Genomic DNA, 21,380 nt, shown 5'->3' on the forward strand with positions numbered 1-21,380 from the left:
TTATATACAATTTTGTTTATCGCTTGAAGTGTTTGGGATGGTCAGCCGAAGGTTGTGAAGAGAAGCTGTCCTGTGAGACAAGAAGCTTAGAAACCTTGGCCTTTATTTCGGCACCTGTTGCCCAACGTGCTTACGAAAAAGCTTTTCGGATAGACGAACTTGCCGCCGATCTTTGTAAAAGGAATTTCTTTGCTGATTCTCAGGCGGTACAGGGTGCTGTCGCTGATGTTGAACATTCTTTTGACATCCGAGCTGTCAAGCCAGTAGTCGCCGATGTCAGTTCTTTTGGGGATGTTGTTTTTTTCCATTTTGCTGCATATATTTAATATTAAGTGGGGTAAAATTCGTTCAACCAAAACGCCACAACCAGCCCCTTTATTGCATCCCAGCCCTCAACCATAAATCCTAATTCATAAATCCTAAATCATTTTACACATTTCACAATTTTCCCTTCCCAAAAATACATTCCCTTAAAAATAATTCTAAAAATTTCCTTTAATTTGTACAAACGCAAATAAAATGGAATTCAACCCTGAAGAACTGGACCAAAAAGCCATCTACAAGCTCATCACCGGAGCCATCATCCCGAGGCCGATCGGCTGGATCTCAACCATAAGCGAGGAAGGCATACCCAACCTTGCCCCTTTTTCTTTCTTTAACGTCATTGGCGACGATCCGCCTCATGTCATGTTCTCTACGGCACACGGCAACCAGCATAAAAAAGACACCCTGAACAACGCCTTGGCAACCGGGCAGTTTGTCGTAAACATGGTTACCGAAGAAATCGTAGAAGCCATGAATGCCACGGCACAGTCTGTACATTCCGACATAGACGAATTCGAGCTGGCCGGGCTTACGCCCCTGCCTTCGGTCAAGATCAAGCCGCCAAGAGTAAAAGAAAGCCCGATTACGTTTGAATGCGAGGTAGTGCACCACTATTCGCTGGAAAACCATAAATACGGAGGCGCTACGATGGTCGTCGGCCGAATCGTCATGTTCCATTTCGACGAAGCCGTGCTGCTCGAAGACCATAAGATCAACTTAGACGTCTACAGGCCGGTATCGAGGCTCGCAGGAGCCAATTACTCCAAATTAGGAGAACTGTTCGCGGTCAAGAGAGGATAAAATAAAACATCATCCAACCAAACCTACCCCGTACCCTGTCAGGGTTTAAAACCCTGACAGGGTACGGGTAAAGATTAAAAAGATAAAAAAATGAAAATAACCGTAATAGGTGGCGGTCCCGGAGGACTCTACTTCTCCATACTATCCAAGAAAGCCAATCCGGAATTCCAGATCGACGTCTACGAACGCAACAAGGCCGACGATGCCTTTGGCTTTGGCGTGGTCTTTTCGGACGAGACGCTGAGCGAGTTCCTTACGCGCGACCCTAAGTCCTACGAGCTGATCCGCAGCCGCTTTGCTTATTGGGACGACCTTGATATTGTGCGCGACGGCGAAAAGGTACGCATTACCGGAAACGGCTTCTGTGGCTGTTCCCGCAAGACCCTATTGCAGCTCCTGCAGCAGCGCTGCCAAGAAGAAGGCGTCGGACTGCATTTCGACCACAATGTCGACGACCTGTCGCAATTTAAGGATTCTGACGTGATCGTGGCCAGCGACGGCATCAACAGCGCCATACGCGACCAATACCCAGACGATTTTGGCACTACTTCGGTGCTGCAGAAAAACAAGTTTGTCTGGATGGGCTCTACCCGTCCGCTCGATGCCTTTACCTATTTTTTCAGAAATACGCCTTACGGTCCTATCGTGGCCCATACCTATCAGTACGAAGAAGGAAAAAGTACCTGGATATTCGAGACTTCGCCACAGACGTGGGAAAAGGCAGGTTTTGTGACCGAAGACGAAGAAGATACCATCCAGAAACTGTCAGAACTTTTCAAAAAAGAACTCGACGGCCACGGGCTGATCTCCAACAAATCGCACTGGAGGAACTTTCCGGTTATTACCAATGCCGTATGGCACAAAGACAATATCGTGCTGCTGGGTGATGCCAAAGCTACCGCACACTACTCTATCGGCTCGGGTACCAAGCTCGCGATGGAATGCGCCATTGCGTTAGCCGATGCCATTGCAGCCCATCCGAACGACATCCCGCAGGCTTTCCAAGCCTACGAAAAGAACCGACGCAAGCGCGTCGAGATGATACAGCATGCCGCCAAGGTTTCTTTGGAATGGTTTGAGGACATCGACAGGCACATCCAGCAAGACTTCTTGCCGTTTGCCTTTGGCGTCATGACCCGCTCCAAGAAAGTCACTTTTGAGAACCTTGCCATCAGGGATGACTCTTTTACCGATGCCGTGCTTAAGGAATTCAATACGGCCGTAGCGAGCGAGAACCTAAAAACCCCTCCGGCTTTTACGTCCTACCAGTTGCGCAAGATGCACTTGAACAACCGAATCGTCATGGCTCCGATGGAACAATATACTGCCAAAGACGGCCTCGTGTCTGACTGGCATTTGGTACATTACGGCAGCCGTGCCATAGGCGGTGTCGGCCTTATTCTTACGGAAGCCGTAGCCGTTTCTGAAGAAGGAAAAGTTACTTTAGGTTGTCCACTGATAACTACTCAACAACAGATAGATAGCTGGAAAAAAGTTACGGATTTCGTACACCAAAACAGCAAGGCCAAGATCGGCATCCAACTAGGGCATTCTGGAAGAAGAGGCGCTACAAAAATGCCATGGGAAGGCTATAACGAACCGTTAGAAAATCCATGGGAATTGCTGTCTGCTTCTGCCATTCCATACAGCAGCAAGATGCCTGTACCGAAAGCAATGGACCGACAGGATATGGATACTGTACTGGCACAATTTGCACAAGCCGCAAAAAATGCCGAGCAAGCCGGATTCGACATGATCGAGCTGCAGGCCCATCATGGATTCCTGCTCGCCTCTTTCCTATCGCCGCTGACGAATACCCGTAACGACAAATATGGCGGAAGCACAGCCAACAGACTGCGATTTCCGTTAGAAGTATTCCAGGCCATCAGAGAAAACTTTAATACCGACCGTCCGATATCCGTACGGATTTCTGCTTCCGACTGGGCCGAAGGCGGCATCACGTCAGAAGAAGTGCTGGAAATAGCCGAAGCCTTTAAAAAAGCCGGAGCCGACATCATCAACGTATCTTCAGGATATACCGTCAGCCATCAAAAACCCGCCTATGGCAGGATGTACCAGACGCCTTTTTCAGATGCCGTACGAAATTCTGTTCACGTACCGACGATTACGGCGGGGTCCATACAAGACATCGATCAGATCAACACCATCATCCTGAACCGAAGAGCCGATTTGGTAGCCCTAGGAAGACCGTTATTGCTAGATCCAGGCTTTGTCAGAAATGCACAAGCTTACGAACAATATCCCACAGAAGACATCCCGCAGCAGTACGAAGCAGGAGTCTCACACCTTTATCCGTATAAGTTGAGCGAAAGAAAAGCTGTAGAAGGAATGAAGAAAGCGTTGAAACCGGAAAGCCATAAAAAATAATTTAGGAATTAAGAATTTCGATTTTAGAGTTCAGAACCGTCATAAATCGTAATTCATACATCATAAATCATATTAAAATGTACCAAGATAATTTCGCCCACAAGCACCTCCCTTCTCAAAAGCTGCAGCCAGAGTACATCTACAGCGATCCTGATTTTCAGCTTCCTGAAAACCTGAACTGCGTAGAAAGGCTATTGGACAACCATATCAAGGAAGGACGCGGCCACCATATCGCCATCCGTACTTTCGAGAAGACATGGACTTATCAAGACCTGTACGAAAAAGCCAATCAGATAGCACACGTCTTGGTTGATGATTTGGGATTGGTTTCTGGCAACCGCGTACTGATACGTTCTGCCAACAACCCGATGTTTGTGGCCATCTGGTTTGCGATACTTAAAGCCGGAGGCATCGTGGTCGCTACCATGCCGCTGTTGCGGGAAAAAGAACTGGAAGTGATGATCGACAGTGCCGAAATATCACACGCCTTCTGCGACTATCGTCTGGAAGAAGCGTTGGCAGCCGTAAAATCTCCTTTCTTAAAGCAGTCCATTACATTCGACGGCACCGAAAATGGCACGTCGAAGCTGGAAACCCTGATGCACAACAAGCCGAAGGAATTCCAGAATTTCCCAACCAAAGCCGATTCGGTCGCGCTTATAGGATTTACTTCCGGAACTACCGGAAACCCAAAAATGACATCCCATTACCATAAAGACATATTGCTGATCTGCGAGGCCTTTCCTAAATACGCGCTACAGCCCGTGCCGGAAGACATTTTTACGGGCAGTCCGCCATTAGGATTCACGTTCGGATTAGGAGGCCTTGTGCTGTTTCCGTTTTATTTCGGAGCATCTACTTTCCTTATCGAAAAGCCGTCGCCAGAACTGCTATTGCAGGCGATACAAGACCATAAAGTTTCTATCGTATTCACGGCACCTACAGCCTGGAGAATATTGGCAACCAAGGCAGCCGACTACGATATTTCATCATTACGCAAATGCGTATCCGCTGGAGAAACGTTGCCTGAAAAAGTCTGGGAAGACTGGTATGAAGCGACAGGATTGAAAATCATCGACGGCATCGGCGCTACGGAAATGCTGCATATCTTTATCTCTTCTAACGAAGACAACATGAAAAAAGGCGCTACCGGACTTCCGATACGCGGTTATGAGGCCCGTATTGTAGACCGAAAAGGCAACGAACTCGGTACTAACGAACCGGGAAGGCTGGCCGTAAGAGGAATTACCGGCTGCAAATACCTGAACCGCACCGACAAGCAGAAAGAATACGTACAAGACGGCTGGAACCTGACTGGAGATATCTTCCGCAAAGACGAAGACGGCTACTACTGGTTCGTAGCACGAGGCGACGACATGATTATTTCTTCGGGCTACAATATTGCAGCCATCGAGGTGGAAAGCGTATTGCTCAAGCACGACGACATTTCTGAATGCGCGGTGGTAGGACTGCCCGATGAAAACCGCGGCATGCTCGTATGTGCCTATATTGTCTTGTCCGATAAATCGAAGGCCTGCGACGAATTTGCCAAGACATTGCAGGACTGGTTTAAGGAGAATGCAGCACCTTATAAATATCCTAGAGAAGTGCGTTTTTTAGACAACCTTCCGAAGACCGAAACAGGAAAAATACAGCGATACAAATTGAAGGCAATTAGCAAGGGAAATTGATTAAAAATTACTAATATTATGGCTGGTAATTTATAATAAAACAGAGAGAGTATATGAGAAAAGTATTTGTAGTATTCAGCATCACGTCGTTGGCCATTATTGGCATCATGACCTACATCAACTGGAAGGCAAGCTTCCTGCTATTGATATTCATTCCTTTGATAATCATGGGCTTCTATGACATGTTCCAGTCCAAGAAAACCATCAGAAGAAACTTCCCGCTTGTGGGAAGGATGCGCTACCTGCTCGAGTCGCTAGGACCGGGCGTGCGACAATACTTTATTGAAAGCGACTTGGACGGCAAGCCTTTTAACCGTCTGGAACGCAGCCTTGTCTACCAGCGAAGCAAAAAAGAAACCGACTCTAACCCTTTCGGAACCCAATTAGACATTTATGAAGTAGGCTACCAATGGATCAACCATAGTATCAAGGCCATTCCGTTTTCGAAGGTCAACAGCAATCCGAGAGTACGCATCGGGTCTTCGCAATGCGAAAAGCCGTATGATGCCAGCCTTTACAATATCAGCGCCATGAGTTTTGGTTCCCTGAGCAAGAACGCCATACAGGCACTGAATGCCGGAGCCAAGCAGGGCGGATTCTATCATAATACAGGTGAAGGAGGACTTTCACCTTACCACCTCGAAGGCGGCGATGTCGTATGGAATATCGGTACGGGCTATTTCAGCTGCCGTGACGACGACGGAAATTTCTCTTATGAGCAGTTTGCCAAAAGAGCCGTATTGGATAACGTAAAGATGATTGAGATCAAATTCTCGCAAGGTGCCAAGCCAGGACACGGAGGTATCCTACCAAAAGAAAAAGTAACCGATGAGATTGCCGCCATACGTTTGGTGGGCAAAGGAAAAGACATTATCTCGCCTCCTACCCACTCCGCTTTCTCTACGCCGCTGGAACTGATGGATTTTATCAAGCTGTTGCGCAAGGGATCGGGCGGAAAACCTATCGGCATGAAGATATGTATCGGGAATAAGTCTGAATTTATTGCGATCTGCAAAGCCATGGTACAGACAAAAACCTATTTCGACTTTATTACCGTAGACGGCGGTGAAGGCGGAACCGGAGCAGCACCACAGGAATATTCAGACCACGTCGGCATGCCGTTGAGAGATGCGCTTGCCTTTGTATACGACTGTCTAAAAGGCTTTGGCATCAAAGACCAGATCAAGATTATTTGCAGTGGCAAAGTCATTACCGGTTTTGATATCATCAAGACATTGGCAACCGGAGCCGATCTCTGCAACTCTGCCAGAGGAATGATGTTTGCCTTGGGCTGTATCCAAGCTTTGGAATGTCATGCGAATACCTGTCCTACTGGAGTCGCAACACAAGACCCGAGGTTAGTAAAAGGACTGGTACCGGAAGAAAAGAGCATCCGCGTTGCCCGTTTCCAGCACGAAACCGTAAAAAGCGCTATGGAACTGATGGCATCGGCTGGAATCTGCCATCCGGATGAGGTAGACCGAAATGTTGTCAGCATGAGAGTTGACAGGACTAAGATACAGACATTTGCAGAAACGTATCCAGAGCTTGACAGCGGCTGTCTGTTGGATGAGAATGCGCTTCCGGAAAGCTTCCGCTATTTTTGGAAGAAAGCCACAGCAGAAAGTTTTTAAGAACAATAAAAAACATAAAACCCACTATGTAGTGGATTAGAGAATATGAGCAATTATTTTATAAAAGAAGAAAAGATACGTTTCCAACATATTGATTATGCAGGAATTGTCTTTTATCCCCGATTTTTGGAAATGCTAAACGCATTGGTTGAGGATTGGTTTGAAGAAGCGTTAGAGCGTCCGTTTTCAACCATACATGAAACGAATGGCATTCCGACCGTCGACCTAAAAGTACAGTTCAAAAAGGCCGCCCGCCTCGGAGAGACTCTTACCAAATACCTATGGGTCAAAAATCTGGGTGGCGCCTCCGTAAACTGCGGCTTCCGATTTAAGGATGCAGAAGGAAATATCTGCCTTGAAGGCGAAGTCACCTTAGTGAATGTCGCTATCAGCAAAGACCGAAACGCTATCAAAGCCGAGCCTTTTTCCGAAGACATGAAAGAGAAAATAACGCCTTATATCGTATCCGAATCTTAAGAAGCAAATTCATAATTCATAATTCATAATTCATAATTCATAATTCATAATTCATAATTCATAATTCATAATTCATAATTCATAATTAAAAAAATGGAGTTCCCTAAATTCAAAGCCGCCGCAGTACAGACCTCTCCGGTATTCCTCGATGCAGGAGCCACGGCAGACAAAGCTGTCGCGTTCATCAAGGAAGCCGCTGCCAACGGAGCTGCTCTTGTCGCATTTCCAGAAGTGTTTATTGCCGGCTATCCATATTGGAACTGGATTATGACTCCGGTACAAGGCAGCAAATGGTATGAAGTGCTTTACAAATGCTCCGTAACTACTGATGGTCCTGAAGTACAAAAATTGTGCAAGGCAGCCAAAGAACATAATGTACACATCGTCATTGGGATCAATGAAAGAGGCACTAGCTACGGCGAGATTTACAATACGAATCTGATTATAGATAACACAGGAAAGCTGATCGGAAAGCACAGAAAATTAGTTCCTACTTGGGCAGAAAAGCTTACATGGACAAGCGGTGATGGTTCTTCTTTAAAGGTTTATGACACGGAGATAGGTCCGATTGGCACATTGGCCTGCGGCGAAAACACGAATACTTTGGCGCGTTTTACGCTATTATCGCAAGGCGAGCTTATCCATATTGCCAATTACATTTCCTTGCCTGTAGCGCCGCCTGATTACAATATGGCAGAAGCTATAAAAATCCGTGCCGCAGCGCATTCTTTTGAAGGAAAGCTGTTCACGGTCGTGTCCTGTTCTACCATTTCTAAAGAAATCATGGACGCATTGAAAGAAGATGTACCGAATGTAGAAGAACTACTGACAAGAAAGAATTCTGCTTTTTCTGGAATTATAGGTCCAAATGGCGCCGTAGTAGGCGAACCGCTGATTGACGAAGAGGGAATCGTATATGCCGATATCGATTTATCGAAATGCATACAGCCGAAACAGATGCATGACATCTTGGGGCATTACAATCGTTTTGATATTTTCGACTTGAGAGTGAACGTCGCTCCGACAAGAAAGATTACTTTTATTGATACTCATGAGGAGTTTCATAAAAAATAAATATCCCTTTTCTTCGATATTCTACCCTGACAGGGTTTTGAACCCTGTCAGGGTAGAATATCGGTACCAAAAGGAAAGTGAATAGCAAAAAATAATTTAAACGCCATACAAAATGAAAATACAACCGCTAGAACCTGGAATGTTCTATCACGTCTATAATCGTGGAAATAATGGAATTGATCTTTTTTATGATACAGATTGCTACTATCATTTTTTAAGATTGTATGAAAAATATATGAATCCGGTAGCAGACACCTATGCTTGGTGCCTGCTGGGAAACCATTTTCATTTATTGGTATATATAAAAACAGAAGATGAGATCGATACCAGCAAGCTGGAATATTCGACAGTTGAAAAGCCGAAGGTCGTCAATGCATCCAAACAGTTTTCGCATCTGTTCAATGCATACACTCAGGCTATAAACAAGCGTTTCAAAAGAACAGGGAGCTTGTTTGAAAGGCCATTTCATAGAAAATTGGTATCGCCTGAGGATTATTTCCAGAAACTGATCTATTACATCCACAATAACCCTGTGCATCATGGTTTTTGTAAAAATATAAGCGAGTATCCATGGTCTTCCTACGGAAGCATTGTTTCTGAGAAGCCGACGCAAATAAAAAGAAAAGAAGTTATTGATGCTTTTTATGATTTAGATAATTTTATAGCCTATCATAATCAGGATCAAAATTTGTTTGATATTGATAATTTGATAATAGAATAAATATACATCTAGTTATACCTACCACCCTGACAGGGTTTTGAACCCTGTCAGGGTGGTGGGCGGTAGGTATCGAATACCGAAATAGAAGACTAAAAAACAAAAAAATATGGAATCAAAATTCAACGACGACGTAATCGGAAGAGCCCGAGTCCAGACCACTCCGGAATTGGAAGCCTATTATAAAGAACTAGAAACCTTGGGTGCAGGAGCCTTATGGACCGTTGCCAACGACATCGAGCCATGGGAGCCACGTACTTCTTCTGTTCCTATGCTTTGGAAATACGAAAGCCTGAGAGAGCTGGTACTTAAATCTTCTGAATTGGTGACACCAGAACAGGCCGGACGCCGCGTAGTGTATCTCGTCAACGACAAGCGCAAAGATGTCAGTGCGGCAGTAGGCTGGCTGTATACAGGAATACAGGTAACGCGCCCTGGAGAAAGCACTTCGGCCCACCGACACAAGGCATCGGCTCTTCGCTTTATCATGGAAGGCGAAGGAGGCTACACTGTGGTAGACGGCAACAAGATTACATTTGAAGTCAATGATTTTGTGATTACCCCTAACAGTACGTGGCACGAGCATGGTGTCGCAGAAGACGGAAAGACTTGCATCTGGCAGGACGGCCTGGATATTCCGCTAATCAATGCACTCGAAGCGAATGACTATGCTGTATACGACGGAAAACAAGACTTAAAGTTTCCTGTTAACTTTTCACCTCTAACATACGGAAATTCAGGATTATTACCAGCAGACAAAATCTGGGATAAGCCCTATTCGCCGTTATTTAAATACTCTTGGAAAACGGTCTATCCTGCCCTGCTAGAAGCCGCAAAAGTAAATGAAGGATCGCCATATGACGGCATATTGATGCACTATTCCAACCCAGTAACCGGAGGACATGTCATGCAGACTATGGGTGCTTCGATGCAGTTACTGCGTGCCGGAGAGCATACAAAAGCACACCAGCATACAGGTTCTTTTGTGTACCAATGCGCCAAAGGGAAAGGCTATTCAATCATCAACGGAAAACGCTACGACTGGAAAGAAAGGGATATTTTTTGCATTCCGTCCTGGGCTGTGCATGAGCATGTAAACCTATCAGAAACGGAAGATGCCTGCTTGTTCTCTTTTAATGACTTACCTGTCATCGAATCTTTGGGATTATACCAAGAAAGGGCTTATGAAGAAAATGGAGGGTTTCAGGTAGTGGAGAATTAAAAGTCTTAAAGTCAAAAGTCTTAAAGTCAAAAGTTGGAAAGTTGAAAAGTCCAAAAGAGAAAAGAAAAATACGATACAATCAAACCTTAGTACTACAATAAAATGAAATTAGTTACTTTCACGCATAAAAATTCAGATCCGAAGCTTGGGATTTTCAATAATGATACGGTTCTTGATCTTGAAGCCTTCGGGCACAAGCACAATGAGGAGTTTCCAACGACCATGTTGGAACTTATCGATAAGGGACTGGAAGAAGTCAGCAGAATTGCCGAAATAGTAAAGACTTCTTCTGAAAATGCCATAGCCTCAGCTTCGCTTCCTTTGAACGAAATAAAGCTGCTAGCACCGATTCCGAAGCCTAGAAAAAACATCATCGGCATCGGACTGAATTACACAGAACACGTAGCGGAATCGGCAAGGACATTAGATACGTCAAAAGAACTGCCGCAGCAGCCTGTTATCTTTTCTAAGCCGCCAACAGCAGTCATCGGAACTGGTGAAGCCATTCTCCACAATACCAAACTGACACAGCAATTGGACTGGGAAGTAGAATTGGCCGTAATCATCAGCAAAAAAGGAAAATATGTAGCCAAAGAAAATGCTATGAATTATGTTTTCGGCTATACTGTCATCAACGATATCAGTGCCAGAGACTGCCGCCGTGCAGGACAATGGATTGTCTCTAAAGGACAAGATACTTTTGCGCCTATGGGACCTATTTTGGTAACCAAAGACGAAATTGAGAATCCGCACAACCTGAACTTGTCGCTGACCGTCAATGGTGTCGAAAAGCAGAATTCCAATACGAAATACATGCTTTTCAATATCCCAGACCTGATTGAAGACTTGAGCACTGTCTTCACGCTTGAAGCGGGAGATATTATCGCAACGGGAACGCCAGCCGGAGTCGGTGCAGGAAGAAATCCACAAGAATGGATGTGGGACGGCGATGTGGTAGAAGCTACTGTAGAAGGTATCGGAACGCTTGTCAATACCATCAAAAAAATCCAGTAAGCCTTGCGCTTTATGACCTTTGACGTTATGACTTTAGACTTTACAACCTTACACTAAAAAACAATGAAAAAATATAAAATAGGCCAAATCGTTCCTTCTTCAAACGTAACTATGGAAACGGAGATTCCTGCGTTGTTTCGTTCCAGAGAAACGATAGCGCCAGAACGATTCACCTTCCATTCGAGTAGGATGCGAATGAAAAAAGTAACCAAAGAAGAACTGGAAGCCATGGATGCCATGAGCTTGAAATGTGCTCAAGAACTTTCGGATGCGCAGGTAGACGTTATGGGCTATGCCTGTCTTGTCGCTATTATGAGCATGGGACGCGGTTACCACTGCGTTTCGGAAACCAACTTGCATGAAGAGACCGTAAACAACGGCTTCCCTACTCCTATCGTGACGAGCGCTGGAGCACTTATTAACGGACTAAAAGTCTTGGGTGCAAAAAAAGTAGCCGTCATTACACCTTACATGAAACCGCTGACGCAGCTGGTCGTTGATTATATCGAACACCAAGGGTTTGAAGTCGTAGATTTTGTCGCGCTGGAAATAGCCGATAATCTTGAGGTAGCAGCACAAGATCCGATGAACTTGTTGCAGATTTACAAGCAGCTGAACTTAAAAGATGTGGATGTATTGGTAGCATCGGCTTGCGTACAGATGCCATCGTTGGAAGCTGTAGACCTAATCGAAAAAGAAATAGGCATTCCTGTGACTACTGCTGCTATCTGTACCACCTATGAAATGATGAAAAAGCTAGGACTGGATACGAAAGTACCTATCGGAGGCGCACTGCTTAGCGGAAAATATTAATAATTCTATCTTAAAATACTAAAGAACTTGAACGGAAATAGCTAACTTTAAGGAAAACCTTAAAAACCTAATACCATGAACGGATTCTTTAAAACCATACTGGCCGGATGGGGAGCCAAAAAACTTGGAGGCGGATGCCTCGGCACTATCATCTTATTCTTTATCATTTATTGGCTGTTAGGCTATCTTTAAAATAAAAAAATCCCTTCGTTTGAAGGGATTTTTTTATTTAAGGATTTGTAGACCAAAGTGAAGCAGACTTCAACAATGCCCTTCTATTCAATTTTAGCTGGGCTACGACCAATTCGGCAAAATCTTCTGGCTGCAGTACTTTTTCTGGGTTGCCGTCCGTGATATTTAAAGACAGCGACATTTCTGAAGCAATCGTGCTCGGCATCAAAGCAGAAACGCGGATATTGTGTTTTCTTACTTCCATCATCAGCGCTTCTGAAAGTCCGGCCACTGCAAATTTTGAAGCGGTATAAGCCGTAGTGTTGGCATTTCCTCGAAGGCCAGCCGTAGAAGAAACGTTGATAATATCGCCTGTATTTCTAGCAATCATCCCTGGAAGCACTTGGTGTGTCACATGGTAGATTCCCATGACGTTGACGTTCATGATTTCTTGCCATCGGTCCGGATCCATTTCTAAAAAGCTTCCGAATGAGGCAATGCCTGCATTGTTGATCAAGATATCTATGGTTCCGAAAGCTTCGTGTATATAGGCAATTCCTTTTTTTACTTGCTCAAAGTCGGACACATCAAAAACGGAGTAGATTGCTTTTACGCCAAAGGCTTGTAATTCGGCCACAGCCTCCAACAGCGTTGCCTCGTTTCTGCCTGTAATTGCTACGTGAACGCCTTCGGCTGCCAATGCTAATGCGGTGGCTTTTCCGAGTCCGCGGCTTCCTCCTGTTATTAATGCTTTTCTTCCTTGTAATTGTTCCATTTCGATAAGTGTTTTGGGTTTCTATACGATAACAAAGTTAGCCAATGCTCGTGGATTGGAATATCTTTTAACTTTTTGTTCGGTCCAAATTATTGCTCTTGGTTAATTTTTATAAAAAGGCAAGGAAATGTGACGGCTAATAATTAAGTTTGTTATTAACCAACTTCTAGGATTTTTACAATCCTTAATTAACTCGTAGAACACTAATTACAACATTATGAAATTAAAAACCTTACTGCTCTGCCTGCTTTTTGTGGGAGCCATGACACAAGCAACTGCACAAGAAAGTGCCGACAAGATTCTCGAAAAAGCTTTTGCACAGGCAAAAAAAGAAAAGAAAAACGTCTTTGTGATGTATCATGCTTCGTGGTGCAAATGGTGCAAAAAGATGGAAAACAATATGGAAGACCCGAGCGTCAAGCCTTTTTTTGACAAAAGCTACGTGACGACTTTTTTGGTAGTGCAGGAATCTAAAGATAAAAAGAATCTTGAAAACCCTGGTGCGGAAGACATCCTGAAAAAATACAAGGCAGACAACAGCGGCATTCCTTTTTGGCAGATTTATGATGCTAATGGAAAATTATTGGCTGATTCGTTTAATGCCAAAGGCGAAAACCTCGGCTGTCCCGCTACCGTTGAAGAAGTCGCCGAATTCACTGACAAGCTGAAAAAATCATCAAAGCTTAGTGAAAAAGACCGCAAAAAGATTGAAGATATCTTCGTGCTAAAGAAAAAATAGACAAATAAAAAGCCTCCTGATTGCTCGGAAGGCTTTTTATTTTTAGGCTGGATGCTATCAATAATTGAAGACTGCTCCGACACCAAAGCCCATATCACTATCATAGTGCGTACGGATGCCCATATTTTTATTGATTATATATCGGAGATCGAACATATATTCTAAATCGGTGTTGGCCATAAAACCGGCTCTCAATCTTTTTGAGATTGGAATATCCTCTCGCATCAAAGATAGTCGTGCTATGCCGTCATGATATACTTCTGCTTGAACGTTGACCAGCATCGGCAAGGTGTACATGACTCCCAAGCTTACGGCGCTTCGGCTGTCTTTTTTATTTTTTTGTCCGAATATATTTTTCTCATGCTCGTCTTCTCCCATTTTGCGGTAGCGCCAGTCAAAACCTATAAAAGGCATCAGCCATTGCATCTTGCCAATATACCTGCCTACATGTGTTTCTACTTCATAACCGTGCATATCGTTATAGCCTAGACGCCATTCTGTACCTACAGACCATCGTGCATTCTGAAACATGGCATCGCCATCATTGCCATTGATTGCAAAATCATTTTGAGCCATAAAATGCGGCATATTGCTTTCTTCTTGCAGCATCTTATAAGCCATTTCTTTATTTGGAAGCAGAGGGTTTTCGTAATCGCCTACTTCAAAAACACGATTCATCCCCGCCATCATATGATACAATATATGGCAGTGAAAGAACCAGTCACCTTCTTCATTAGCCAAAAATTCAATCGTATTGGTTTCCATCGGCATGATGTCCATAACGTTCTTTAACGGTGCATTTTCGCCTTTGCCGTTGATTATCCTAAAATCAAAACCATGCAGGTGCATCGGGTGTCGCATCATGGAATTGTTATAGATGGTGATTCGTAGAACTTCTCCTTTTTTTACTGGAATCTTATCGGTTTCTGAAAGGATTTTATTGTCCATGCTCCAGACATACCTGTTCATATTTCCAGTAAGTACAAATTTCAATTCCCGTATCGGCGCTTCTTTAGGAAGCACCGTATTGTGAGGCGATTGAAGCATGGCATAATTTAGAGTTACTATATCACCTAAAGCGTTGGAATTGTATTGATTTGGATCATTATCCCTATTCATTTCATGCTGGCTATGATCCATTTTTTGCTTGGCTTCTCCTGTGATTTCGGGATACATTACCACATTCATATCCATTTGATTTAGGCTCATCTTCATTCCCATATCGTCAAGGTCACCATTCATTTTCATCATATCGTTCATCATCTTCATACCTTCAAAATATTTTAGTCTAGGAAGCGGAGAAATCAACTGTTTGGTACCATTTCCGATAAAATAACTTGCGGATTGCGTCCGGTCTTCTGTAGTTGCTAAAAACTCATAAGCCAATCCTTCTTCGGGAATCGTGACTACCACATCGTAGGTTTCAGACACAGCAATTATCAGCCTATCGACTTCTACAGGCTCGACGTCATTCCCATCGCTCGCCACTACCGTCATTTTGCCTCCTGCATAACGAAGCCAGAAATAGGATGATGCGCCGCCGTTTGAAATACGCAACCGTACTTTATCGCCTGCCTTTAATGTTTTGCCATCAACGGTCTTAAGGTCTGTAGAATGATTTCCATTTATCAATATCTTATTATAATAGACATCGCTTACGTCCATCGCCATCATGCGCTTCCATTCGTTTTTGAGTTTGGTCTTGAAGTGGCCTTCTCTTATCGCTTCTGCGTAGGATTGTGTCGCTCCTTTTTTTATAGCCGCCCAATCGTTAGCATTATGGAGCATTCTGTTGATATTGTCGGGATTAAGATTGGTCCATTCGCTTAATATAATCGGAACGGTTGGAAGATCGTCTATTCCTTTGCGAAAGGTTGTATCGTCATTGCGTTTCTTCATCACAAAATTACCATACATCCCAATCTGTTCCTGCAAACCGGAATGGGAATGGTACCAATGCGTTCCGTTTTGTATGATTGGAAAACGGTAAGTATAAATAGTTCCAGGCGGAATAGGTTCTTGCGTAAGAAAGGGCACGCCATCTTCCTTGTTCGGCAAAAATACGCCGTGCCAATGCAATGATGTGCTTTCTTTCAATTCATTATGTACTACAATTTCGGCCGTATCGCCTTCTGTAAACGTTAGTGTAGGCATCGGAATTTGTCCGTTTACTGCGATTGCCCGTTTTTCTTTGCCGGCATAGTTTACCAGCGTATCGCGCACATATAAGTCGTAACGCACGACCTTTTGTGCCTGCAGATGAACAGCTGTAAGCAATAGGAATACCGCTATAATTCCTGCCTTGGCATGATTATATTTTTTTGTCATTTTGCTATCTTTTAAAGTAATTGCCATGCAAAATATGAGGCTTCTGCATGGCACTTGCCTATTTGATCGTTTCAACTGTTTTTCCACACGTGAGCATCTGCGAACCATAATACGGATTTTTTACCGCGTTTTCTTTGCTCAGCCAATTGGCACCTTTGTTGTCATTCGCCATCGGACAGAATTGGTAGTAGACAGGTACTTCGTATTTTGAAACCTTAAGCAATTCATAGATACTTTTAGACAGGGTCATAAAATGATCTCTTTGGTGTTTTGCATCGGCAGTTTCAGAAATGTGTTCTGCATCTTCCTTCAGGTCGTTCAAGACTTTCATCCAAACGGTATGCTCATCTGCTTTCAGTTCGTTCATCTTTACGGAACCGATCGCTTTTACTAAGGATTTTGCTTTTTCTGACGCCATCTTTCCGTCTGTTTTTACTAAAGCATCTTTTACGTCAAAATAGCTATCAAAAACGGATTTAAGCTGTCCTTGTTGCTGCGTTGCAGTAGGTGCTGGCATAGCATGTCCAGCATGGGCCGTTTCTGCTTTAGCCATTGTTTTTATGGGACGGTCGTATTGGCAGCATTCTGGAAGCTTGGCATAAGCGTCGTCTGGAGCACGAAAGGCATCGCTGTCATAGCCGGCCAAGGCAATACGTTTTAAGATGTCATCAAGATTGGTTGTTTTTTGGTCGTAGGCTATAGAAGCCATCTTGGTGTCTTTGTTCCATTCTACTTTGGCAGTCTTGCTGACATTTCCTGCTTTTTCAATCGTGCTTTTGCACATGTTGCAGTTGCCGTAGATTTTTACAGTCTCTTTTTTCTCGTTTTTAATTTGTGCCTCACAGGCCGTAAATGTAAATACCATGGCAATAACTGCCATTATTTTGGATAATGATTTCATCGTGAAAATTTTATGTAATGAGTATTATGTGTAAGCTTATAAATCGTTTTCAAAAAGACAGACGTATGGCTGTCATAAAAGGGTCTTAGCTTATTTTAGGACGCAACCAGATGGAATAGAAACCAGAAGCAAAGTTGGTTGCTGCATAATAAAATTTTAATTTCTTTTCTGTGGAAGAAATCACATTATTGGAAAACTCCTCATTAAAAAAAACGGCAGCGCTCACAGAAGAAACGGGACATATACATGAAGAATGTCCACATTTGCCTTTACAATTCTTATGATTGTTGTCTTTACAGCTATTGTTTTTTTCACAGCTGTCTTTCTTATGCTTGTGGGAAACCATTTCTTTAGAGCAGGCTTTTTTATGGGAACCTTTACTGCAAGCCCATGAAGACTCCGGTATCAAGAAGATTCCGAGGACGACCAGCAGTATGAAATAAAGTTTTCTCATTTGTCCATAAAAAGTAATTCCAAAATTAGAGATTTATTTTGAGTACTTCACTAATAAAGTGTTAAAACGATTTTAGAAAAATACTTCCGTTTACTTTTTTTGGAGTTTTAAGGCAAGATTGATAAAAATACTCCTGTCTGATGTCATAAAGGCCATTATTTATTTGAATTATAGTATTTTTGGCAGAACGTACTATCCAATAGGCTCGCAGTTTTTTATCATACTTATGAGGAAGTTTTTTGAAGAACACTTTTAGAGACTTGAGATTACAATCATCATTATTATTAACAAACTAAAATCCTATGAAAAGACTACTGTCAGCCTTTCTACTCGTGGCGTGTTGCGTTGCCAATGCCCAGCAGCTTGCCTCACCCGACCAGAACTTAGAATTAAAATTCGGTTTATCTCCAAAAGGAGAGCCTACCTATGAACTTTCTTATAAGAAAAAAGCCGTCATCAAGACCAGCAAGCTTGGACTAGAACTGAAAGGCGCCCCTTCTTTCCTTGACGGATTCCAAATCGACAAATCAGAAAAGAGTTCTTTTGACGAAACGTGGAGACCTATACTTGGTGAACAAAAAAACATACGCAACCACTACAATGAGCTTTTGGTAACATTGAGCCAAAAAGCTGTAAACGGAAGGTATATCCGTATTCGTTTCCGTCTTTTTAACGACGGATTGGGATTTCGATATGAATTTCCAGAACAAAAACACTTGAACCATTTCGTAATCAAAGAAGAAAAGACGCAGTTTGCTCTTGCAGGCGACCACAAGGCTTTTTGGCTTCCGGGCGATTATGACACGCAGGAATACAGTACGGTGACTTCCAATCTTTCTGAAGTGAGGGGAAAGATGAAAGATGCCGTAACGCCTAATGCTTCGCAGACTACGTTTTCGCCAACAGGATTGCAGACGCCTTTGATGATGAAAAGCAAAGACGGACTTTACATCAACATACACGAAGCATCATTGATCAATTATTCGTGCATGTCATTGAATCTGGACGACAAAAACATGATCTTAGAATCGTGGCTGACGCCAGATGCCATTGGCGACAAAGGTTATTTACAGGCCGCTACGCAATCACCTTGGAGAACCATTGTAGTAAGCGACAAAGCTGCAGATATCTTGACTTCAAGATTAATATTGAACCTAAACGAACCTACCAAATACAAAGACGTTTCTTGGATCAAGCCTGTGAAATATGTAGGCGTTTGGTGGGAGATGATTACCGGAAAAAGCACTTGGGCGTATAATGACCTAGAAAGTGTACAATTGGGCGTAACCGATTATTCCAAAACCAAACCCAACGGAAAGCACGCGGCTAATACAGCTCATGTCAAAGAATATATCGACTTTGCTTCCAAGCATGGTTTTGACGCCGTTCTTGTTGAAGGCTGGAACGAAGGCTGGGAAGACTGGTTCGGAAAATCGAAAGATTATGTTTTTGATTTTGTGACACCGTATCCTGATTTCGACGTACAGGAATTGCACCGTTATGCTGCCTCTAAAAATGTAAAGATGATGATGCACCACGAAACATCTGGCTCTGTGAGAAACTACGAGCGCCACATGGACAAAGCCTACCAATTTATGGTTGATAACGGTTATAACTCCGTAAAAAGCGGTTATGTGGGCGACATCCTTCCTAGAGGAGAATTCCACTACAGCCAATGGATGATCGACCATTATTTATACGCCATCACAAAAGCGGCAGAATACAAAATCATGGTGAATGCGCACGAAGCCGTACGTCCTACAGGATTGAGCCGTACTTATCCTAATTTGATTGGCAACGAGGCCGCAAGAGGAACAGAATACGAATCGTTTGGAGGGAATAATGCCGACCATACTACGATATTGCCATTCACAAGATTGATGGGCGGCCCAATGGATTATACGCCAGGAATCTTCCAGACTAAAATCAGCGCCTATAATCCGGAAAACAATTCTTTCGTGCATACCACTCTTGCAAAACAGCTGGCATTGTACGTAACCATGTACAGTCCGTTGCAGATGGCTGCCGACTTGCCAGAAACATACAACAAATTCTTAGATGCTTTCCAATTCATCAAAGATGTGGCGGTTGACTGGGACGATACCTATGTGATTGAAGCCGAACCAGGCGATTACATCACCATGGCCAGAAAAGCCAAAGGAAAGAACGAATGGTTTGTAGGTGGAATTTCAGATGAAAATCCAAGAACGGCTAACGTCACTTTTGACTACCTTCCAAAAGGAAAAACCTATACAGCTACAATTTATGCCGACGGAAAAGATGCCAGCTACGACAAGAACCCGCAAAGCTATGCTATCAGAACCATCAAAGTAACCTCTAAGACCAAACTGCAGCAACCTATCGCACCAGGCGGAGGTTTTGCTATCAGCATCAAATAAGTACTACTTTTGTTTATCTTTTTAGAAATGGAGCAAGGCAACTTGCTCCATTTTTTTATACCTTTAATTTTCAAGGACGGACTGTAACATTTTGGCGGCCTCTCCTACTCATAAGGTAATCAAACCAAAAAACGATACAAATGACAGCACACGAAATTGACTACCACATCTATGGCGAAGAAATGCAGTATGTGGAAATAGAACTAGATCCGCAAGAAGCCGTCGTGGCAGAAGCAGGAAGCTTTATGATGATGGACAGCGGCATTGCCATGGATACTATTTTTGGAGACGGCTCCAACCAGACCCAAGGCGTTATGGGCAAACTCTTTTCAGCAGGAAAAAGACTCCTGACCGGAGAAAGCTTGTTTATGACCGTATTCTTGAACCAATACCATGGCAAGCGAAAAGTAAGCTTTGCTTCTCCGTATCCTGGCAAGATTGTTCCGATTGACCTGACCGAATATGGCGGGCGTTTTATCTGCCAAAAAGATGCTTTCTTGTGCGCCGCAAAAGGCGTTTCCGTAGGCATTGAATTCTCAAGAAAACTAGGGCGCGGACTTTTTGGCGGCGAAGGTTTTATCATGCAGAAGCTGGAAGGCGACGGAATGGCCTTTGTTCACGCTGGAGGTACCTTGGCTAAAAAAGAACTTGCTTCGGGAGAAACCCTTAAGGTAGATACTGGCTGTATCGTAGGCTTTACCAAAGACGTGAACTACGATATTGAATTTGTTGGCGGTATCAAAAATACTATTTTTGGAGGCGAAGGATTGTTTTATGCGACGCTCACAGGTCCTGGAATTGTCTACATACAATCGCTTCCATTCAGCAGATTGGCGGGAAGAGTCTGGGCATCGGCACCTCAAGGTGGCGGCAAAAGCAGAGACGAGGGCAGTATCTTAGGCGGTATCGGCAACCTTTTAGATGGCGACAACAAATTCTAGTCCCTAGACTTAAAATTATCAATTATATTTACCCTCTATAACAGACCTACTTATGATCCAGGACATACTACAGCTACAGCAACGCCATGAGGAATTTATAAAGAAAATCTGCAAGACCGAAAAAGTTTACGGCCTTGAAAACCAAGTAGGGTTTGCCACCTTAGACTCCGCCAATTACGAAGACGAAAACGGAAAGTCCATGCCTGTCATGTGCTTTTGGTCAGACAAAAACGGCGCTAGGGCTTGTGCCAAAGACAAATGGAAATCCTACGAACCGTCGGAAATCCAGCTGGCAGAATTTATAGAAGAATGGTGTGTCGGAATGTACAACGAAGGCCTTTTAGCCGGAACTGATTTTGACGAGAACAAGCTGGGCAACGAAATCGATGCACTGGAACTGTTGCTGGAAATCGCTACAGAACTGCAATCACAGAACAAAGAACTGCAATTCAAGAAGTTTGAAAATCTTTCCGATCTGGAAGAGCAAATCCGAGAAATTTTAGAATAAATCCATAC

At 43.6% G+C, this 21,380-nt stretch carries 19 protein-coding genes; 14 read left to right on the top strand and 5 right to left on the bottom strand.

Features of this window, described 5'->3' with window-relative positions; all coding sequences use genetic code 11:
- Nucleotides 1–86: 86 nt before the first annotated feature.
- On the bottom strand, nucleotides 87–308 hold the full coding sequence (locus CLV94_RS13745) for a helix-turn-helix domain-containing protein (protein WP_121377072.1): 222 nt from the start codon (nucleotides 306–308) through the stop codon (nucleotides 87–89).
- A 211-nt stretch (nucleotides 309–519) separates the two neighbouring features.
- Here CLV94_RS13745 and CLV94_RS13750 point away from each other — a divergent pair, with 211 nt between their 5' ends.
- The 10 genes from CLV94_RS13750 (at nucleotide 520) to CLV94_RS13795 (ending at nucleotide 12,156) form a co-directional block, all read left to right on the top strand.
- Nucleotides 520–1,125, top strand: a complete 606-nt coding sequence (locus CLV94_RS13750) for a flavin reductase family protein (RefSeq protein WP_121377073.1) — start codon at nucleotides 520–522, stop codon at nucleotides 1,123–1,125.
- 90 nt (nucleotides 1,126–1,215) lie between these two features.
- Nucleotides 1,216–3,513, top strand: a complete 2,298-nt coding sequence (locus CLV94_RS13755; protein WP_121377074.1) for an oxidoreductase — start codon at nucleotides 1,216–1,218, stop codon at nucleotides 3,511–3,513.
- A 77-nt stretch (nucleotides 3,514–3,590) separates the two neighbouring features.
- Nucleotides 3,591–5,204 carry an AMP-binding protein gene (locus CLV94_RS13760; RefSeq protein WP_121377075.1) on the top strand — a complete coding sequence of 538 codons (1,614 nt, stop codon included), beginning with the start codon at nucleotides 3,591–3,593 and terminating at the stop codon, nucleotides 5,202–5,204.
- 53 nt (nucleotides 5,205–5,257) lie between these two features.
- On the top strand, nucleotides 5,258–6,838 hold the full coding sequence (locus CLV94_RS13765) for an FMN-binding glutamate synthase family protein (RefSeq protein WP_121377076.1): 1,581 nt from the start codon (nucleotides 5,258–5,260) through the stop codon (nucleotides 6,836–6,838).
- A 45-nt stretch (nucleotides 6,839–6,883) separates the two neighbouring features.
- Nucleotides 6,884–7,315, top strand: coding sequence for an acyl-CoA thioesterase (locus CLV94_RS13770; RefSeq protein ID WP_121377077.1), 432 nt, complete (start codon nucleotides 6,884–6,886; stop codon nucleotides 7,313–7,315).
- A gap of 93 nt (nucleotides 7,316–7,408) precedes the next feature.
- On the top strand, nucleotides 7,409–8,389 hold the full coding sequence (locus tag CLV94_RS13775) for a carbon-nitrogen hydrolase family protein (protein WP_121377078.1): 981 nt from the start codon (nucleotides 7,409–7,411) through the stop codon (nucleotides 8,387–8,389).
- Nucleotides 8,390–8,501: 112 nt separating this feature from the next.
- Entirely contained in the window at nucleotides 8,502–9,110 is a 609-nt protein-coding gene (locus CLV94_RS13780) for a hypothetical protein (protein WP_121377079.1), read from the top strand.
- 106 nt (nucleotides 9,111–9,216) lie between these two features.
- Entirely contained in the window at nucleotides 9,217–10,329 is a 1,113-nt protein-coding gene (locus tag CLV94_RS13785) for a cupin domain-containing protein (RefSeq protein WP_121377080.1), read from the top strand.
- A 102-nt stretch (nucleotides 10,330–10,431) separates the two neighbouring features.
- Nucleotides 10,432–11,343, top strand: a complete 912-nt coding sequence (locus CLV94_RS13790) for a fumarylacetoacetate hydrolase family protein (RefSeq protein ID WP_121377081.1) — start codon at nucleotides 10,432–10,434, stop codon at nucleotides 11,341–11,343.
- A 63-nt stretch (nucleotides 11,344–11,406) separates the two neighbouring features.
- Nucleotides 11,407–12,156, top strand: a complete 750-nt coding sequence (locus tag CLV94_RS13795) for a maleate cis-trans isomerase family protein (protein ID WP_317125123.1) — start codon at nucleotides 11,407–11,409, stop codon at nucleotides 12,154–12,156.
- A 229-nt stretch (nucleotides 12,157–12,385) separates the two neighbouring features.
- On the opposite strand, the gene CLV94_RS13800 is transcribed toward CLV94_RS13795, so the two are convergent.
- On the bottom strand, nucleotides 12,386–13,102 hold the full coding sequence (locus CLV94_RS13800) for a 3-ketoacyl-ACP reductase (RefSeq protein WP_121377082.1): 717 nt from the start codon (nucleotides 13,100–13,102) through the stop codon (nucleotides 12,386–12,388).
- 217 nt (nucleotides 13,103–13,319) lie between these two features.
- On the opposite strand from CLV94_RS13800, the gene CLV94_RS13805 reads away from it, so the two are divergent.
- The gene (locus CLV94_RS13805) at nucleotides 13,320–13,841 is read left to right on the top strand and encodes a thioredoxin family protein (RefSeq protein WP_121377083.1); all 522 of its coding nucleotides are present in this window, start codon (nucleotides 13,320–13,322) and stop codon (nucleotides 13,839–13,841) included.
- 57 nt (nucleotides 13,842–13,898) lie between these two features.
- On the opposite strand, the gene CLV94_RS13810 is transcribed toward CLV94_RS13805, so the two are convergent.
- The 3 genes from CLV94_RS13810 to CLV94_RS13820 form a co-directional block, all read right to left on the bottom strand.
- Nucleotides 13,899–16,169, bottom strand: coding sequence for a multicopper oxidase family protein (locus CLV94_RS13810; protein WP_121377084.1), 2,271 nt, complete (start codon nucleotides 16,167–16,169; stop codon nucleotides 13,899–13,901).
- Nucleotides 16,170–16,227: 58 nt separating this feature from the next.
- The gene (locus CLV94_RS13815; protein ID WP_121377085.1) at nucleotides 16,228–17,070 is read right to left on the bottom strand and encodes a DUF3347 domain-containing protein; all 843 of its coding nucleotides are present in this window, start codon (nucleotides 17,068–17,070) and stop codon (nucleotides 16,228–16,230) included.
- A gap of 85 nt (nucleotides 17,071–17,155) precedes the next feature.
- Nucleotides 17,156–17,524 (bottom strand): hypothetical protein, encoded by a 369-nt coding sequence (locus CLV94_RS13820; protein ID WP_121377086.1) that lies wholly within the window; start codon nucleotides 17,522–17,524, stop codon nucleotides 17,156–17,158.
- Between the two features lie 302 nt (nucleotides 17,525–17,826).
- On the opposite strand from CLV94_RS13820, the gene CLV94_RS13825 reads away from it, so the two are divergent.
- The 3 genes from CLV94_RS13825 (at nucleotide 17,827) to CLV94_RS13835 (ending at nucleotide 21,372) form a co-directional block, all read left to right on the top strand.
- Nucleotides 17,827–19,923 carry a glycoside hydrolase family 97 protein gene (locus CLV94_RS13825; RefSeq protein ID WP_121377087.1) on the top strand — a complete coding sequence of 699 codons (2,097 nt, stop codon included), beginning with the start codon at nucleotides 17,827–17,829 and terminating at the stop codon, nucleotides 19,921–19,923.
- 140 nt (nucleotides 19,924–20,063) lie between these two features.
- Entirely contained in the window at nucleotides 20,064–20,864 is an 801-nt protein-coding gene (locus tag CLV94_RS13830) for a TIGR00266 family protein (protein WP_121377088.1), read from the top strand.
- Between the two features lie 52 nt (nucleotides 20,865–20,916).
- Nucleotides 20,917–21,372 (top strand): DUF2750 domain-containing protein, encoded by a 456-nt coding sequence (locus CLV94_RS13835; protein WP_121377089.1) that lies wholly within the window; start codon nucleotides 20,917–20,919, stop codon nucleotides 21,370–21,372.
- The last annotated feature ends 8 nt before the right edge of the window (nucleotides 21,373–21,380 follow it).

Source organism: Flavobacterium endophyticum (genome assembly GCF_003634455.1).
GTDB lineage: Bacteria > Bacteroidota > Bacteroidia > Flavobacteriales > Flavobacteriaceae > Flavobacterium > Flavobacterium endophyticum.

Coding starts and splice junctions, on each gene's coding strand:
- CLV94_RS13745 (WP_121377072.1), bottom strand. CDS start 308: ATGGAAAAAAACAACATCCCCAAAAGAACTGACATCGGCGACTACTGG.
- CLV94_RS13750 (WP_121377073.1), top strand. CDS start 520: ATGGAATTCAACCCTGAAGAACTGGACCAAAAAGCCATCTACAAGCTC.
- CLV94_RS13755 (WP_121377074.1), top strand. CDS start 1,216: ATGAAAATAACCGTAATAGGTGGCGGTCCCGGAGGACTCTACTTCTCC.
- CLV94_RS13760 (WP_121377075.1), top strand. CDS start 3,591: ATGTACCAAGATAATTTCGCCCACAAGCACCTCCCTTCTCAAAAGCTG.
- CLV94_RS13765 (WP_121377076.1), top strand. CDS start 5,258: ATGAGAAAAGTATTTGTAGTATTCAGCATCACGTCGTTGGCCATTATT.
- CLV94_RS13770 (WP_121377077.1), top strand. CDS start 6,884: ATGAGCAATTATTTTATAAAAGAAGAAAAGATACGTTTCCAACATATT.
- CLV94_RS13775 (WP_121377078.1), top strand. CDS start 7,409: ATGGAGTTCCCTAAATTCAAAGCCGCCGCAGTACAGACCTCTCCGGTA.
- CLV94_RS13780 (WP_121377079.1), top strand. CDS start 8,502: ATGAAAATACAACCGCTAGAACCTGGAATGTTCTATCACGTCTATAAT.
- CLV94_RS13785 (WP_121377080.1), top strand. CDS start 9,217: ATGGAATCAAAATTCAACGACGACGTAATCGGAAGAGCCCGAGTCCAG.
- CLV94_RS13790 (WP_121377081.1), top strand. CDS start 10,432: ATGAAATTAGTTACTTTCACGCATAAAAATTCAGATCCGAAGCTTGGG.
- CLV94_RS13795 (WP_317125123.1), top strand. CDS start 11,407: ATGAAAAAATATAAAATAGGCCAAATCGTTCCTTCTTCAAACGTAACT.
- CLV94_RS13800 (WP_121377082.1), bottom strand. CDS start 13,102: ATGGAACAATTACAAGGAAGAAAAGCATTAATAACAGGAGGAAGCCGC.
- CLV94_RS13805 (WP_121377083.1), top strand. CDS start 13,320: ATGAAATTAAAAACCTTACTGCTCTGCCTGCTTTTTGTGGGAGCCATG.
- CLV94_RS13810 (WP_121377084.1), bottom strand. CDS start 16,169: ATGACAAAAAAATATAATCATGCCAAGGCAGGAATTATAGCGGTATTC.
- CLV94_RS13815 (WP_121377085.1), bottom strand. CDS start 17,070: ATGAAATCATTATCCAAAATAATGGCAGTTATTGCCATGGTATTTACA.
- CLV94_RS13820 (WP_121377086.1), bottom strand. CDS start 17,524: ATGAGAAAACTTTATTTCATACTGCTGGTCGTCCTCGGAATCTTCTTG.
- CLV94_RS13825 (WP_121377087.1), top strand. CDS start 17,827: ATGAAAAGACTACTGTCAGCCTTTCTACTCGTGGCGTGTTGCGTTGCC.
- CLV94_RS13830 (WP_121377088.1), top strand. CDS start 20,064: ATGACAGCACACGAAATTGACTACCACATCTATGGCGAAGAAATGCAG.
- CLV94_RS13835 (WP_121377089.1), top strand. CDS start 20,917: ATGATCCAGGACATACTACAGCTACAGCAACGCCATGAGGAATTTATA.